Annotated in this window: 11 protein-coding genes; 1 reads left to right on the top strand and 10 read right to left on the bottom strand. The window is 32.8% G+C overall.

Going from position 1 to position 13,410, the window contains the following annotated elements:
* Nucleotides 1-71 precede the first annotated feature (71 nt).
* From HM987_RS07795 to HM987_RS07785, 3 genes are all read right to left on the bottom strand, one after another.
* Nucleotides 72-3,158 (bottom strand): T9SS type A sorting domain-containing protein, encoded by a 3,087-nt coding sequence (locus tag HM987_RS07795; RefSeq protein ID WP_179006742.1) that lies wholly within the window; start codon nucleotides 3,156-3,158, stop codon nucleotides 72-74.
* Nucleotides 3,159-3,307: 149 nt separating this feature from the next.
* Nucleotides 3,308-4,471, bottom strand: a complete 1,164-nt coding sequence (locus HM987_RS07790; RefSeq protein WP_179006740.1) for a tetratricopeptide repeat protein — start codon at nucleotides 4,469-4,471, stop codon at nucleotides 3,308-3,310.
* A gap of 2 nt (nucleotides 4,472-4,473) precedes the next feature.
* Nucleotides 4,474-6,057, bottom strand: a complete 1,584-nt coding sequence (locus tag HM987_RS07785; protein WP_179006738.1) for a helix-turn-helix domain-containing protein — start codon at nucleotides 6,055-6,057, stop codon at nucleotides 4,474-4,476.
* A gap of 400 nt (nucleotides 6,058-6,457) precedes the next feature.
* Between HM987_RS07785 and HM987_RS07780 the strand changes: the two genes are divergently transcribed.
* Nucleotides 6,458-7,294, top strand: a complete 837-nt coding sequence (locus HM987_RS07780) for a universal stress protein (protein WP_229724645.1) — start codon at nucleotides 6,458-6,460, stop codon at nucleotides 7,292-7,294.
* A gap of 68 nt (nucleotides 7,295-7,362) precedes the next feature.
* Here the strand turns inward: HM987_RS07780 and HM987_RS07775 are convergent, their stop codons facing one another.
* The 7 genes from HM987_RS07775 to HM987_RS07745 all read right to left on the bottom strand — a co-directional run bounded on the left by HM987_RS07775 (nucleotide 7,363) and on the right by HM987_RS07745 (nucleotide 13,392).
* On the bottom strand, nucleotides 7,363-7,812 hold the full coding sequence (locus tag HM987_RS07775; protein ID WP_179006736.1) for a hypothetical protein: 450 nt from the start codon (nucleotides 7,810-7,812) through the stop codon (nucleotides 7,363-7,365).
* A 62-nt stretch (nucleotides 7,813-7,874) separates the two neighbouring features.
* Nucleotides 7,875-8,327, bottom strand: a complete 453-nt coding sequence (locus HM987_RS07770; RefSeq protein WP_179006735.1) for an Hsp20/alpha crystallin family protein — start codon at nucleotides 8,325-8,327, stop codon at nucleotides 7,875-7,877.
* A 95-nt stretch (nucleotides 8,328-8,422) separates the two neighbouring features.
* Nucleotides 8,423-9,796 carry an MBL fold metallo-hydrolase RNA specificity domain-containing protein gene (locus HM987_RS07765; RefSeq protein ID WP_179006733.1) on the bottom strand — a complete coding sequence of 458 codons (1,374 nt, stop codon included), beginning with the start codon at nucleotides 9,794-9,796 and terminating at the stop codon, nucleotides 8,423-8,425.
* 12 nt (nucleotides 9,797-9,808) lie between these two features.
* Nucleotides 9,809-10,648, bottom strand: a complete 840-nt coding sequence (locus HM987_RS07760; protein WP_179006731.1) for an ATP cone domain-containing protein — start codon at nucleotides 10,646-10,648, stop codon at nucleotides 9,809-9,811.
* A 75-nt stretch (nucleotides 10,649-10,723) separates the two neighbouring features.
* Nucleotides 10,724-11,578 carry a universal stress protein gene (locus HM987_RS07755; protein ID WP_178988331.1) on the bottom strand — a complete coding sequence of 285 codons (855 nt, stop codon included), beginning with the start codon at nucleotides 11,576-11,578 and terminating at the stop codon, nucleotides 10,724-10,726.
* Nucleotides 11,579-11,643: 65 nt separating this feature from the next.
* Nucleotides 11,644-12,477 carry a universal stress protein gene (locus HM987_RS07750; protein ID WP_179006729.1) on the bottom strand — a complete coding sequence of 278 codons (834 nt, stop codon included), beginning with the start codon at nucleotides 12,475-12,477 and terminating at the stop codon, nucleotides 11,644-11,646.
* Nucleotides 12,478-12,549: 72 nt separating this feature from the next.
* The gene (locus tag HM987_RS07745) at nucleotides 12,550-13,392 is read right to left on the bottom strand and encodes a universal stress protein (RefSeq protein ID WP_179006727.1); all 843 of its coding nucleotides are present in this window, start codon (nucleotides 13,390-13,392) and stop codon (nucleotides 12,550-12,552) included.
* Between the last annotated feature and the right edge of the window lie 18 nt (nucleotides 13,393-13,410).

The raw sequence follows: 13,410 nt of genomic DNA, 5'->3' as shown, positions 1-13,410 counted from the left end.
TTTCTGTTGGATTAAAAGGGTAACATTTTCATGTTACCCTTATTGGGTAGTAAAAAAAAGCTGCTATTAATCTATTCTTTAATAACCTTAAAAGTCTGTTGAGACTCGTTGATAATAACATTGATAAAGTAAACACCTGTGTTTAAATCATTCATGTCAATCACGGTCATTAAGTTGTTAGGGGCTACTACTTTTACTTGTTGACCTACCATGTTGTAAACAGTGATTTTTGAAATTGAAGTTTTAGCTTCAACCGTTAATGTATTTACTATTGGGTTAGGATAATAATTAAAAGTTTCGATGTTATTTGAATCAATACTTAAAGAAGCATCCGGATATACCAGAAAGTCAAATGTTTCAGCATTGTTAGACGTATCAAAACTATATATTGAAACTAAATAGGTTGTACCTGCAACTAAATCAGTCGTAAGCTGACCAGAACCATAGCAACCAGAATTTGGCACATAGTTATTTGCTGTTTGCGAACAATCATCAGTATTGAAAACTGAATAATACGGATTCCCAACGCCTGGTATAAGATTAAAGTTATACTCCCCTGTATACGTTGGTGTAAAACTGTACCAAATTGTATTTCCTCCAATATCACAGGCTTCTGATGACGGATAAGAGTTTGCGAAATTTCCAGAAATCATGTTATTACCTGTATCATCCGTAGATTCCAACATCACTGTAGGTGTAGAACAATCGTTATTTTCAACTGGAGGCGGCAGTTTAAATACACATAAATCAAATTCAAAACCAGGTTCAGTATTACTAGACCTTACCATAACATAACGACTTTCGCCACTAGCTATAGAATGTACTTGCGCGTTGGTATCAAAACAATTTGTGCTTTCTTCAATTAAAGCACCACAAGCTCCGGAGTAAATGAAATAACTCGCGTTAAAGTTAGTTGAATTGAATATGAACCTGTAAAGTCCTTCCTCTGTTGCAGTAAATTCATACCATACATCCTTCCAGAATTCTGTAAAACCATTGTTACATGTATTTTCTATTGATGGTGTAGCTCCTACAGTTGTACCTGTTAATAGGTTATCGCAAGCTTCGTCTGTTGAAACGGCCAATGCAATAGCGCCAGAACACTCATCGTTCGCAGGTGGTGCTGGTGACTCTCTTAAACAGATGTCAAAATTTTGAGCCACGTCAGTATTACTAGAAGAATTTCTTAAATAGTAAGTGCTATTTATTGTTAAATTATTAAGAGTAACATAATTAGCATTTGTAAAACATCCAAGACTTGTAAACGTACCACAACTACCGTCTAATAATTCAGTAGACTGATTTCCTGCGAAATCCCCAATTGCAGCAGCTACATTAAGATATTCTATAATCATGGTTTCACTACTAGCAACAAAAGTAAACCAAACATCATTATCACCTGTAAAATCGCAAGTTACAGGATTACTAGCAGATTCTGTGGCCCCTGCATTTGTAGCACTAGTAAATAATGTACATGTATCATCAGTATTGATAGTACTTGTTAAATCTATAGCAGCACTACAATCATCGTTAGAAGGTGGACAGTAGAAAAATGTCGAATCCGTAAAATCACAAGAATTATCTTGGTCGTTGGTAAGTACTATATCTACCGTAGTGGTACTTGGATAAGAACCAATATTATAAACACCTGTAGATGTAATATTAGGAATTGTATTAGTTCCGTCAGTTATGGTTAAAGAAGTGGCATCACCAAGGTATGTAACATCTACGTCTACGGAAAATTGGCCGTTTCCACAATCTTCAACAGGAGTTAAAGTAAATTCTGGGTTGATACAACTATTTTTAGTAATGACTAAGGCACCATAACTAAAAGTACTATCAAAACCGGCACTACTAATTGTAATAAAGTAAGTGTTTCCAGCTAATAATACTACATTCTGCAATGATCTGTTAATATTAGGTGGTTCCGTTGAGTAATCATCACTAGCAAGAGCAACACACGCCGTAGCACTATCTGGACAGCCTTCGGTAACATGAATAGCTGCTCCATATTCCGTAATTTGTGCTAAATCAATATTAATTGAAATATCTGTGGTTGGTGTAATTTCATAAAACACATCATAACCATCTATATTCGCTGCAGGAAAGCCTCCACAAGGTCCCTCATTAACGTTATTTTCATAATTGGCCGTATTATCACTTCCTCCTATATATGGAAATGATGTAATTACATAAGGATTTGAACATGTAGCCCCCTCTATTGGCGCATTTCTAGTTGTAAAACTTTCTTCTATACAACCTGTTGTTGCATCACCAAATCCGTTATAAGGTACAATATTAACAAAGTACTCTGTTGCGTATGCTAAACCAAGACCAGCTAATGAATAACTCGTTTCAGTTGTAGTTACGTTATCTAAAATTTCAGTCCCACCAGAAGTGGTACCTATTGAAACATTGTATCCTGTTGGAATTCCTGTTGCCGCTTGCCATGTAATGGTATCATTTAAGTCGGTCCCAACTGAACCATCCAAAGGCGATAATAAAGTAGTATCACAATTTGGTACTTCCGTTGCCACTTGCGTGATTGATATATTATCTAATGCAATAGTTAGCGCAAATTTATTCGGATCAATGTTATTAAGATTAGAAACAAAACGCGCTTGAAAATCATTACCAGCAGCAAGTGCGCCTAAATTAGCAGCAGGTATTGTTGTACAGGTATTAACATCCGTAAACGTTAAATCAGAAGGATTTACTGTTACAGCCGTCATCCAAGTGTTGCCGCCATCGACCGTATATTCCAAAGTTACTGTGCCCCAATCTGAAACAGGTGCCGATGGAGGTGTTGGAGGAAATACAAAAGCAAAGCCCTCTTCAAATACATTAATAGAAAAACTAACCGTTAAATCTGTACTGTTGGTGATACTTGGATAATTTGGAGTTGTTAAAATATATTCAAACGCCCAAGGTGTTGGACCAAAGTCCGTATTGGCTCCCGTTAATACACTCTTACCTGTACCTCCACATTGAGAGTAAGGTACGGCGTTGTATGCAGGACTATTAAATTCATTTGTTGAAGTCGTCCAACCTTCTGGAAGCCCAAATTCTGGTGCATTATCAAAATTTTCAACAATCTCTACTTGGGCATACATGGTTATGCTTACAAGCATCATAATAAAGAGGGTAATTTTTTTCATTGGTTTTTGGTTTTAATTAATTATTAAACTTCCCAATAAAATTATGACACTTTATGAGATGATACAAGGTTATCACTATCCCATTTCCCGAAAAGTGACAGCCCAAATAAAGCGTAAAATACTAATTATAAGTGTTTTATGTGATATTTTTAATGATCTGAAACTTGCTTTGTATTTTGGATCGTTTTTACCGTATTGTGAAGTGATTTTATAATTTTACGGTTTCGAAATTCGAAATAACCAATGACCACAATAAAAAATACATTCAAAAATATTACTATCTTAAGATTAAGATTGAAGTTCGATTTTATCGCTTGAAGCTCTTCGGACTTAGATTTAGAACTATCCACGATGGAGTTGCTTACAGAATTACGCTCAGATTCTTTTATTGCTAACTGCGTTGTTAAAAAAAGGTCGTAATTGGTTTGATACTTATCCCATTGATTAAGCGCCAAATAATTCTCAAACAAACCTTTGTAAATTCCGTGATTTAAAACAATATCTCCGACCTCGCTTGATTTTTCTAAAGCATCCGTTAAAAGATCTATGGATTCTTGATATTTCCCCTCTAAAGTGTAAACTTCTGCCAAGCCTTTTTGGGCAAATGAAATTAAACTATTGGCCTTATGAATCTTTGCCAATTCTATAGCTTTGTAGAAACTATTTTTGGCCATTCCATATTCTGATAATACTGTGTAACAGTTGCCTTTGTTGTAATAAGCTATACTTAAATTTCCTAAATATAGGAATTCTTCTATTTGTTCATATTCCGAAATCCCTTTATCGAAAAACACTAAACCTATGTCACAATTTAAGTTGTCTTTGTAAATAAAACCTTTAGTTAAGTATATGTTTCCCAAAGCGAAAGCGACCTCCTTTCTATTAGGATGAGCAATAGATAATTGTTCCGCTTTGTCTAGAACCTCCATAGATTTATCGAAAATCTTTAGCTGCTGGTATAAGATACCAGTTCTAAGTAAAATATTAATTTTCAACATTGGATTATCAATGACTTGTTCTGAAAGCTCATTTGCTATAATAGAATACTCCAGGGCTTTCTTATAATCTCTTTTAGAAGAGTAAGCCGTTGAGACATGCATAAGTGCATTAATTTTTGTAATAATCGAATTTGTATCATCATTAAATACAGAGAGGCCATACTCAATAAAAGCATTTGGGTTTTCGTAAATAGTTGCTGATTTCACATCAAGTAAGCTATCTACGTCTTTATTTTGCCAATTATTTGCCGCTAAATTCCAGACACAAATTGATAAGTTAAATAAGAGAAATAAATATGTCTGCTTAAACCCCATTTTTAATCGTTTGTTTTATCCAAAGCTTCTCTTTCCTCTTTTAAAAGATCTATAAAAGTTACTGGCGACATTCCTATTACAGATTTAAATACGGTAGCAAACCTACTATGTGTTGTAAAACCGCATTCTGAAGCTAAATAACTAATTTTATAATTCATGTAAACCGTATCATTTTTAAGTTTTTCAATAATATAATTAATTCGCATTTTATTAATAAACGTATTAAAATTATCATTGTAATGTTTATGGATTACACCTGATAAGTACTTGGTATTTGTTTCAAAATTGCCTGCTAAAAAAGCAAGAGATATGTCTTTATTTAAAAACATTTTTGATTTTTCAAAACTTTTTATTTTAGCCAAGATGGCTCGCTCTGTTTCCTCGGGAATGGCTATTTGTTTTTTTGATGTTTTTGGAGTCGTTTTTGTATTTATAATCTTAGTTCTACTAACTTCTAGATAATTAATAATTTCTCTTAATCGTTTTTTTCTGCTTTCACTTTTTTGAAGCACGAAAATTCCAATCATTACAAGGACTAATGTTATAGTCAATAAGATATAATGGTATTTTCTATATTTTTGACTTTCCGCAAGCACCCGATTATTATCTTGCTCTGTCACAATATTATAGTACGTATTAACAGATTCTTGTTCAATTAATTCGACCTTAGTATTTAGCACCAAAAATTCATTATTATAAACCCTATGCTGATTTTTTTTGTTAGAGGCTAAATAATTTATGGCTAAATCCCTATTTACTCTTTCACTCAAAAAAGGATTATCTAGAATTTCAGCATATTTTAGAGCAATAAATAGGGTTTCTTCACTTTTACTGAACTCTTTTTTTTGTAATTGTAAATGCCCTAATTCTCTATATATGCAAGCTTTTTCATATAAACTATTTAAAGGGCCTACCTTCATTAGAGCCATTATTTTATCAATACAAACAAAGGCAGAATCGTATTTAGAAAGATCACTAAAAGCACGTAACTTAGACAATAACAACCCTCTATTTTGATTTACATGTTGAGATAAAAATGACTTAGACTCTTTTTCAATCTTATTTAATGAATCAAGTGCCTCTTGAGTATCACGGTTGTTCAATAGCATTTTAATTGTTTCCAATTTAATTAAAAACAATAAGGAATCTCTACTTTTAGAATCCAAGCCCACTGTTAGTGCTTGTCCCTTATCTAAGTAATATTGCGATTGTTGATTTAAGCGTAATTCCCTCAATAATGTTGCTTTAAGAATAAAGTTCTCTATTCTTGTAATTACATTTACATCCTCAAATTGACTGTATTCATTAAAAGCATAATTAAGGGCTCTATTATAGTCCCCTTTAATCATATAGCATTGGGACAAAAGTAAATTTGCCATTGCCTTCCCTTGATTCTCACTGCTTGTTTTTAGTAAGTGTTCTGCAATCTTAATGGACTCGTCTGGATTAGAATTAACAAACTCCTTAGCTTTAGCATATAAATCATCATTCTGGGCGCAAACTGGTAATGAACACAACACGCTTAGACACAAAGCAACGAGTGCAATGCGTTTAAGACGTAAAATGAGAAGTATTTTTTTATACAAGCTTGTTTAGTTTTAATAAATGACTCCAATGGAATTGGAAATCAATATTTATATAAGAGTAAATATAGTAAACTTTGTGAAAAAGCCATTTAAAATTAAAGGCTTTAGAGTTGTAGATATAAGACATGGTGGCTAGTTTTCCCTTTCATAAACTCAATTAAATTTTTGGATTGTTTTTAAAATCTTAAAACTTTTTGAATTAATAGATTCTAAATTAAAGCACGAAAATTTAGTCTAAAACCTCTTTATTAGGCTTTTGCAGCTTTAAAGAAGAAAAATCGATCTATCTCAATAGCGATATGCATGATATAATTCCATTTATAAATCAAATACTTTTTAACAATGATTGATATCATATAAAATGAGGAAATTAATATCTAATTTTAGACTTAATTGTGATATGATGAAACGTATACTCTTGTTAACGGACTTCTCTGAAAATTCTTTAAATGCCATTGACTATTCAATGAATTTATTTAAAGGGAATACCTGTGACTTTTTTATACTTCATGTCAAAAGTTCTGCCTCATATACTACTGATGATCTCATGACTTTAGGAAATGAAAGCATCTATAATTCAATTGTCAAAGGTGAAAAAGAGGAATTGGATCGTATGGTATTGGATTTGAAAACAAGGTTGAATTCTGAAACTTTCACATTTAAAACTATCGTTGATTTTGATAATTTAACTGATGCTATTTATCAGGTTATAAAAACTAGAGCTATTGATTTAATTGTCATGGGAACAAATGGTGTTACTGGTGCTAAGGAAGTTGTTTTTGGCAGTAATACTATAAATGTTATTAGAACTATTGATTGTCCAACCTTAATTGTTCCAAAAGGGTTTGATTTTAGAAAAGCAAATGAAATTCTTTTGCCATTAGATGTTGAAGATACGTTGAGTGGTAATGCCTTTAATAAGGCTTCTAAATTCACTGATAGGTTTAGTGAAAAAATACATGTACTGCGAATTATACCCAATAGTGACAACTTACCAGAAGACCAAAAGGATAAAGAAAATTTAGATAATTATCTTAAAAGTACAGATTACGAATACCACATAGTAAATGATATACCAATGAACTATGTTGTTGATTGTTATATACAGACCCACAAAATTGATCTTATGATATTGTTAGCGCAACCAGAAAGTCTTTTAGAGCGCTTTTTTATAGGTTCAGCCACAACTAGAATTAGTAATTCAATTCGAGTTCCCCTTTTGGTATTCCATACTTAGTCAATGAGGATGAGGAACAATTAAAATTAGCAAACCAATCCATACAAGTCTAAATGTTCCCATTATATTTATTTTCTGTCCAGCAGATGTCGGTTTTTATCTTCTTTCTTAACGGTTTTAATGATATCGAAAAGTTGTGACTTGAGTGATTTGTAGTCTTTTAAGAATTCGGTAATAGCAAAGATTAAATCGCTATGCTCCCTGACATAAGCCTTTTCTTCTTTTATCTGATTAATACCATCAACCATTGTTTGTAATTCATTTTCATGAAGTTTAACAGCCTCTATCAGCGTGTTATTTTGTTTTTGGGACCTGTTGACCGTATCGATAATTTCCTTGATACTGGAAAAATTACCAAACGCTATCAATTGGGATGTAAATTGAGTTACCAAATCTTCAAAAAATAGATGTTCGTCTTTAATAAAATTCAATTCAGATAACCATTCTTTAGACGCGTTGTGCATTTCCTCAGGACTTAGCCATTCTACGTAGCGCAAATGTGTTCGTGTGGTTTTCATGGTGTTTTTTTAATAGGAAAGCAGAACGTGATCCCTCTAACCACGCTCTGCTTTCTCAGTTACTACAAAACTTCAATTACTTTTTTTGATTTTGCTTTAGCTTCGGTTTTCTTTTGAAGATTTAGCTTAAGGATACCATCTTTGTAAGTCGCTTTTACTTTTTGATCGGCATTAGCTGATTTTGGCAGTTGCAATGATCTTCTAAATGAATTGTAACTAAACTCCTTACGTGTGTAATCTCCCTGCTTTTCTTCAATTTCTTTCTTTTTTTCACCACAAACATTAAGCATGTTATCACTAATGGTTACTTCAAAATCCTTTTTAGAAAATCCAGGTGCTGCAAATTCAATTTCAAAGTCATTTTCATGTTCTTTTACATTCATTGCTGGCATTAAGCTATCTTCATCAAAAAAGTCATTATTCAAAAAATCATCGCTGCTTAAAAAACTTGTTAAGCTGTCATTATTCCAAGAAGGGAACAATCTATTTCTGTTGTTAAATTTAATGAGTGACATAATACTATGATTTTAGTTTATCCTTGTTTCTATCACTAATTTAATACTTAAGGTTACATATTGAAATGATAAATATCAGTTTGGGAGACTTAGTTTTAAACCAACACTTTGCATACATCGGTAAGCTTTGGTATGGTAACATCCCAATGGTATTCATCTTTTAATTTTACTCTGAAAGCATCTAAAGCTGGAGGTTCACCATGGATTAGGAAAACTTTTTCAGGTACGTTATTAATATGGCTAACCCAATCCAACAAATCTTGCTGGTCTGCATGGGCTGATAAGCTTTTGATACTTCTTATTTTGGCTTTTACAGGATAGTATTTACCGAAAAATTTAATTTCGTGAGTACCTTCTAAAAGTTGTCTACCACGAGTACCTTCTGCTTGATAACCAACTAATAAAACGGTGGTCATAGGCTCATCAATAAGTTGTTGCAAATAAGTTAATACCCTTCCACCTGTAACCATACCACTTCCGGCAATAATGATTTTAGATCGTTTATCGTCAATGGTTTCCCAAGTTTCTTTATAGGATTGAATGATATTAAAATGATTGCACATGGCAGTATAGTCTTCAGTGGATAGTTTATGCCATTTAGGAAAACGCTTAAAGACATCCAACACGTTATTGCCCATAGGACTATCGATAAAAATTGGAATGTTCGGAATTTTGTTTTTTTGATATAACCTCCAAATAATAAACATCAGTGTTTGTAATCGCTCGACAGCAAAGCTCGGAATAATGAGATTGCCCTTTTTATGGATGGTGTCTAAAACGATTTCCGTTAAAACTTCTTCAACATTTTCTTCAGGGTGTAATTTGTTGCCATACGTACTTTCTATGAATAAAAAATCTGCCCTTTCAGGTCTTTTAGGATCGTTTAATAAATAATCGTTTCTTCTGCCAATATCTCCCGAAAAGACAAATCGCTTTCCGTTAATGTCTAATTCTATAAAGGTGGCACCTAAAATATGTCCATTATATTGAAAGCGGAAAGCGATGTGTTCTGATAATTGAATCCATTGGTCTTCATTTTCAACTTCAAATTGTTTGATGGTGTTTTCGGCATCTTTAATGGTGTAAAAAGGTAGAGCGGGATTGTGTTTAGTGTAATTTTCCTCATTTGCTTTTTTGGCCTCTTCTTCATGGATTTTAGCGCTATCCTTTAATATAATTTCTGCTATAGCTAAAGTTGGTGCCGTACCGATAACTTTGCCTTTAAAACCTTGTTTTAGTAAACGAGGTAGATAACCAACATGGTCTAAATGGCCATGCGTTAATAAAACGACATCAATGGATGGCACATCGATAGGCAGATCTTCCCAATTAAGTAGTCGAAGCTCTTTTAAACCTTGAAACATCCCACAATCTATCAGGATGTTTTTTTCTGAAGTTTCAATTAAAAATTTTGAACCTGTAACAACACCTGCTGCTCCTAAAAAATTGATTTTTACAAACTTTTCCATATTAATATTAGATTAGTCACATAATTGAGAAATTTCATCAAGAATTCTGTTCTTACGTGTTTCTGAAATACCAAGATGATCTAAATAAAATTTGTCATTAATTAAATCTCTGCACAGCACAACAGATCGACTTAAAAGAAACTGTTTTTCACGTTGTGAGAGCAATGTGGATACCGTTATTGGGTATAGTCCCAAGCGGTCTATCCTATCTTTTAATCCGTCGTTTGATGGATAATCCCAACTCAATAAGTACAATCCACAGCAATTACCATATTTTATGGCATCTTTTGTAAATCTTGTATTGGTCACAACCCAGCCTTTAGCTAGTGAGGCATCCTGTTTTTTTAGAGTCTGCCAATTATCTTTAATGTCCCGATATCTTGAATTGATATACAAGGGAATTTTAACATTACAATTTAGACCTTGGTCACTATGAAATTTACATTCTATTATAGTGGTTTCAGAATTCTTGTGTGCTATAACGTCTATTTCATGAGATACGCATTTACCCTTTAAAATGGTACCAACTTCGGTTTTGTAACCTGAATAATTCAGAATAGCGCTTACAAAATGCTCAAAAGGGAAACCCGTAGGCCCTAATTCGTAAATGGCTTTTTTAAGTTTATATTTTGAAGCGAAATAGCTTTTATTCTTTTTCAATAACGCAAATGCTCTGTTGTAAATTTCTTTTGTAGAAATACCTTGGTAGAGTTCATCACGAACTTTATCTAATATCTGTTTCACGATTTTATCATCTGCACCAGATCTTTTTAGGGATGCTCGTAATTTTTCCATAGAAAACTTTACTTTTTCACCAGAAGATTTAATAACATCTATGTTTGAAATTTTCATATTGATAATTTAACGTCCCTAACTTCAGCAACAATTGTATTTTAGTACTACGATAAATAGCCATTAATAAATTTTTTAATTTCTTAAATCGTGCATTACCAGTATTGGAACTTTAGAATGAAATGAAATATGTTTCACTAATGGATCTGTTAAAATACTTCCAAAAAAAACATGCTTTTTATTTATAAAAGCAACCATATCGCTATCTCTACTTTCAATAAAAATGTTGATAGCGGTTTCTACCGAACTGTGCGATAAGAAATGAGGTTTGTGGTTTGTGTCTTCTATTATGTTTTCCAGTAACTGTCTGTTTTCATTCTGTTCTTTACTTAGCTCATTTTCTTCAGATATATGAAGTACTATAATAGTTGCTTCAAATTTTTTAGCTATATCTACGAGGTAATTTAATTCTCTTTTTTTATAATGTGTTTTGTAGCTGGTGGGAAATACTATTTCTTTTGGCATCACCGATTTTGCATTCAGTGGCACCACAATAACTGGGCAGTTGCGTACTTTTTCCATTACGTAAATCGCAGTACTCCCAAAAGCAGTTTTTCTGGAATTAGTTTCCCCTTTTGTTCCCATAACTATAATTTCAATATCATTTTTTTCTACCGCATCTTTAATAGCTTCAATAGGATTGTTGAAAACAGAGATGACGTTAAAATGATGTTTAGGGTTATCGTATTCTGTCATGGCAATCATATCGTAAATTTTTGCTAAACCATTTTCAGAATCTATCTTTTTTCTTTCGTACGATTCAGTTCCTGGTTCCATGTTCAGCAAGTCTTCTAAGATGTTACCACCTGCAGTAAATACGTTCAGCAAATAAAAGTCACAAGGAACATCTTTATAGAGTTCTATAGCGTAACGCAATGCTTTTGTTGCATTTTTGGAAAAGTCTGTTGGTACTAATATTCTATGTCTCATTATTGACCTATTTATAGCGTTATTATAAATATAGTCTAACAGTCTATAACATTAAATGATATATATCAGATCACACAAGGAATAGCCAAAAAAGGAATTTTAGGATGAAACCCAATTTTATGCACCACGGGTTCGTTCATTACTTTTTCGATAAAGCTATGTTGATAATTTATCATCACTAGAATGTTGATATCGAGTTCTTCGATAAAATCATTTATTTCCTGAACCTTATTGGCGTAATCCGGCATCCAATGAAATGTGTGTGGATGGTTTTCCAAGTAGACTTTTAACATCGCCAGATTATAATCTTGCATGCTCGTTAAATTACTATTTTTAGTAATATGAACTATTCTAATTTTAGAATTATTCATATCTGCTAGGTGTTTTATTGGTAGTAATTCCTCGCCGTAAAACCTGTTGAAGTCAGTAGGAAAAGCAATTTGTTTAGGGGTCACAAAATCATATTCATCTGGAACTACAAATATGGGACACAACTTTGATTTTATAGTATTGACCGTATTACTGCCAAAAAACAGTTCTCTTGTTTTTGAGGCGCCTTTAGTTCCCATAACAATGAGATCTATCTTATGTTTTTCTACCGCTGTTGTTATTGCTTTTTGCAATTTTTCTTTACTTAAAATAATCTCAAAACTATGATTAGCATTAACATTAGCATTTTCTGCGGTGTGCTTTAAATCGGCTAATTGTTGCAAGGCCTTTTCTTTTACGGTATTGACATAGTTTGAGGTAATGTAAGTTCTAGCAGTGTTAGGTAAAACCGACCAACTATGTAAAAAATAGAAATTACATTCAACATTAGCATATAATTTTAGTGCATACACAGCTGCACACCATGCATTATCTGAAAAATCTGTAGGTAATAGGATGTTTTTTTTCATGGTTTTGTCTAATTATTATAACGAGTTCATCATATAAGAGCTTAAGAAATAGTATAAATCATATAGCAATTATTATTCGGTAGGAATTACTAAAAACGGCACGTTCAAATGAAACCCGATCTGGTTAATAACATTCTTAAAAAACAGGTTTTCAAAGAACGAATGCTTGTTGTTTATCATAACCAATAGATTAATTTTATGCTTAACTTGAAATTCATTGATAGCATGGGTAACTTCCATGGTTTTGATATCATGAAACAAAAATGCCGAGTCCTTAAACATGGATTCCAATAAGTCTTTATTTCGCTCTTGTTTTTCGGTCAGTTCATAACCTGTTGAGACGTGCATGGCATTTAGCCTAGCCTGATTTGAAGAAACAATGTCTTTTAAAATTTTAAGGTTTGAATGTTTATAGATAGCATCCAAATCGGTAGGAAACAATATCTCATGTGGTGCCTCATAGGCAAAACCTGACGGAATAGCTAATACAGGACATTTCATTTCGTTGAACACCTGTACTGTATTAGAACCAAATAGGATTTCCTTTGCGCCAGTTGCACCTTTGGTTCCCATTACAATAAGGTCGATGTCGAATTCTTCTATAGCCTCTCTAACACCAGACAACATGGTGTCAAATTTAGCGTGGGTCTGAAAAGTATGATTTTTATTTTTTATGAACTCAGAAGAAATTCTTGAAACCACTTTGAATAAGTTTTGTCTCGAAGTATCTCTTACGGCATCCACTAAACCAAATTGTTCTGGATATCCGATAACATATTCAAGATTGTATATTACTGGTATGTAAGTATTCAATAAATGAAACGTGCATTCTTCATCTTTAAATAATTGTATGGCATATGCAATGGCATTCCATGAATTTTCTGAAAAATCGGTAGGTAAGAGTATCTGTTTCATGGTGTTGGAATTTAAGTT

This window comes from Winogradskyella forsetii (assembly GCF_013394595.1).
Taxonomy (GTDB): domain Bacteria; phylum Bacteroidota; class Bacteroidia; order Flavobacteriales; family Flavobacteriaceae; genus Winogradskyella; species Winogradskyella forsetii.
Note: the sequence above shows the minus strand (reverse complement) of the source record. Positions and strands in the feature narration are given on the sequence as shown.

Bases quoted from the DNA above. Each gene is read 5' to 3' on its own strand.
- HM987_RS07745 (WP_179006727.1), bottom strand. From the start codon at position 13,392: ATGAAACAGATACTCTTACCTACCGATTTTTCAGAAAATTCATGGAAT.
- HM987_RS07790 (WP_179006740.1), bottom strand. From the start codon at position 4,471: ATGGGGTTTAAGCAGACATATTTATTTCTCTTATTTAACTTATCAATT.
- HM987_RS07775 (WP_179006736.1), bottom strand. From the start codon at position 7,812: ATGAAAACCACACGAACACATTTGCGCTACGTAGAATGGCTAAGTCCT.
- HM987_RS07750 (WP_179006729.1), bottom strand. From the start codon at position 12,477: ATGAAAAAAAACATCCTATTACCTACAGATTTTTCAGATAATGCATGG.
- HM987_RS07755 (WP_178988331.1), bottom strand. From the start codon at position 11,578: ATGAGACATAGAATATTAGTACCAACAGACTTTTCCAAAAATGCAACA.
- HM987_RS07770 (WP_179006735.1), bottom strand. From the start codon at position 8,327: ATGTCACTCATTAAATTTAACAACAGAAATAGATTGTTCCCTTCTTGG.
- HM987_RS07760 (WP_179006731.1), bottom strand. From the start codon at position 10,648: ATGAAAATTTCAAACATAGATGTTATTAAATCTTCTGGTGAAAAAGTA.
- HM987_RS07780 (WP_229724645.1), top strand. From the start codon at position 6,458: ATGATGAAACGTATACTCTTGTTAACGGACTTCTCTGAAAATTCTTTA.
- HM987_RS07795 (WP_179006742.1), bottom strand. From the start codon at position 3,158: ATGAAAAAAATTACCCTCTTTATTATGATGCTTGTAAGCATAACCATG.
- HM987_RS07765 (WP_179006733.1), bottom strand. From the start codon at position 9,796: ATGGAAAAGTTTGTAAAAATCAATTTTTTAGGAGCAGCAGGTGTTGTT.